Origin of the sequence: Synechococcus sp. H60.3, from assembly GCF_047462295.1 — a bacterium.
GTDB lineage: Bacteria > Cyanobacteriota > Cyanobacteriia > Thermostichales > Thermostichaceae > Thermostichus.
In genome coordinates, this window is the sequence record NZ_JANSIY010000189.1 from 1 (window position 1) to 2,292 (window position 2,292).

2 protein-coding genes and 1 pseudogene are annotated in these 2,292 nt (G+C 50.2%); all 3 read left to right on the forward strand.

The genetic code is table 11. The features are described from left to right. The first annotated feature begins 217 nt into the window (after window positions 1-217). Entirely contained in the window at window positions 218-868 is a 651-nt protein-coding gene (locus tag NW841_RS12630; RefSeq protein WP_414371801.1) for a type IV pilin protein, read from the forward strand. Window positions 869-1,644: 776 nt separating this feature from the next. Then, window positions 1,645-1,842 carry a hypothetical protein gene (locus NW841_RS12635; RefSeq protein WP_414366398.1) on the forward strand — a complete coding sequence of 66 codons (198 nt, stop codon included), beginning with the start codon at window positions 1,645-1,647 and terminating at the stop codon, window positions 1,840-1,842. 16 nt (window positions 1,843-1,858) lie between these two features. Next, window positions 1,859-2,292 (forward strand): annotated as a pseudogene (locus NW841_RS12640) (glycosyl transferase family 1); the annotation flags it as partial.

Genomic DNA, 2,292 nt, shown 5'->3' on the forward strand with positions numbered 1-2,292 from the left:
CCTAGTTCCCCTTGGCAGAATCCGGGAGAGGCCAACGAGAAGAGCTCGGCAGCTCCGCCTGCAGGGCCAATAGCCGAGGGCGGGCTGGGCACTCTCGGCAACGTTTACAAAGACTTGTCTGGGGGATGTTATGAACTCGAGCGGGGGTGGGTAGCCTAGTAGTGTCAACAGAAGGCACAAGCGAGCCTTCCTCTAACTCTCAAGGGAGTAACGAATCATGAGTGCAAAACTGCGCCACTCTTTACTTCGCGCAAAGCTCTCTCAGTTCTTGCTTTCTCGCGCCAAGGGCTTCACGCTGATTGAGCTGCTAGTGGTGATTGTAATTGTAGGCGTCTTGAGCGCTATTGCAATTCCCCAGTTCCTGAACCAGATCCGTCGCTCTCGCGTGGCAGAAGCCCAGGCTGCTCTGACCGATGTTTCTCGTGGTGCTGAGGCCTATCGGATGGACTGGACTCAGTATCCTACGGCATATGCAGTGATTGGCCGTGGCTGCGATTCTCAATGGTGTGGTCCCACCAAGGATAAGTACCAGAACGATCCTTGGTCTGCTCCCAACTACGGCGCTCCTGCTATGTCAGTGGATACCCCCGCTCAGCGCGGCTTAATCATTGCGGTTCTTGGTAATACAAGGGTTAACCCTGCCTATGTGAACGCTGGTGGCAACCCCATCCTCTGTGAGATCGGCCTTGGGCGGGGTGAGAAGCTGGTAGCTACCGGTGACTACTATGTCGGAAAGTCTTGTAATGTTTTCTCTACCGAAGATTCAGGGGTGACAATAACACAAGGCGGGCTGCAGCTGGATCCGTTCAATACGGGCACCAATGAAGAGTACGATCTGACAGATTCAACTGGTACGCCTTTCTCGTAGCAACAATCCCAGTAACCCTAAGTCAAGGCTAAGTGACTATTTTGCTCCCTGTGACTGGGGAGCTTTTTTTGGTATCTTGGCAAGTCATCAGAGGGTTCTCGGCTGGCAAATGATGCTCTCTGGATTGCCATCCTAAGCAGCGTTTCTGGAGATCTGTGAGGTGCAAACACAAGCTCAAACCCTACCGCGCAAAGCCGGCGCAGGAACGGGGGTTCTTCCTGGTGGAAGTAGTGACCACTGCAAAAAGGGTTGTCAGGATGTGTCTAATTTCTCACTTAGTCAGGTTTGGAAAGTTTGAGGCCCAAAATAGCTCATCTCACCACTTTATGGTCGTTTCAAACGAGATTGAGACACCTTTGCTGCCGATCCAAGGACTCGACGCCGCCAGCCCGTTTGCGACAGCGTTGCGTAGCAATAACGATTTAGGGAGATGTTTTATTGCTATTTGAAATAGCAGAGCTACCCATGGCTGATCCTAGGTTGAGGGTCAAGGGATCCTTTCTCACTTGGCCTGACTTCTGTGGCTAATCTATAGAGACCAGCAGAGCTATCTGAGCAGGGAAGAGGGCGAGGGTTGGAGGTACCGAGACCCTAACCAGGCCTGAGAGGGCACAATAAAGATAAGACTTCCTCTTCCTGTCTTTGGTCAGACAATGCCGAGACGAGGTAGAAAACAGAGGGGACTTCCTTTCCGAGAAGCCAAGACAGCCCTACAGAAGCTGGATCTGGAGCGTATCGCTGTACTGAGGGTAGCAACAGATGGACAAGAGGTGGAGATGTTGACTAGCTTGGAGCTGTGGCTCAAGGACATCAAGGTCATCTATGTGGAGTTTGGCTCGGAGCAAGACCGCAAGCAGATTGACCGGATGCGGGATCCTTCTCACATAATCTGGCGGGGGATCATGTCTCAGGGTAGCCAGGGCTGTCTGTGCTACCTGAGTAGAAGCTACATTCCAGACGGAGCTAATGACTAAAATAGGAGAGTGAGCTATGGAAAACTCTGAAAATACAGCTCTGCAGCCTCGTGTTCTACTGAGTTGGCCAATTTCACCAGACTATGTACCTCCTCCAGTTTTTTCCAGTCAACAAGTGACCTTGTGCCCGAGAGGAGGAGCTAAAGGTTTTGTAGAATCCTCTAGCGTCTGTCAAGATCTCATTAAATGTCCAGAGGAAGAGTATGACATTTACGACTTTATACAAAAATCATCTCAAATTGAGAATAAAAGATTTGACTTACTAATCGTTCGAGCATCTAGTTGTGAGCCAAGCATCCCTATCAATACTAAAAAGCTTAAGTGCCCGACTGTTTTACTTGCAGGAACCACTCATCAGGAGCGTTTTCCAATTAGCTATCTCTTAGCTTACTGTGCAACTGAAGACTTTGACTACATCGTTACTCCTATCAACCGTCATCACTTGCACTG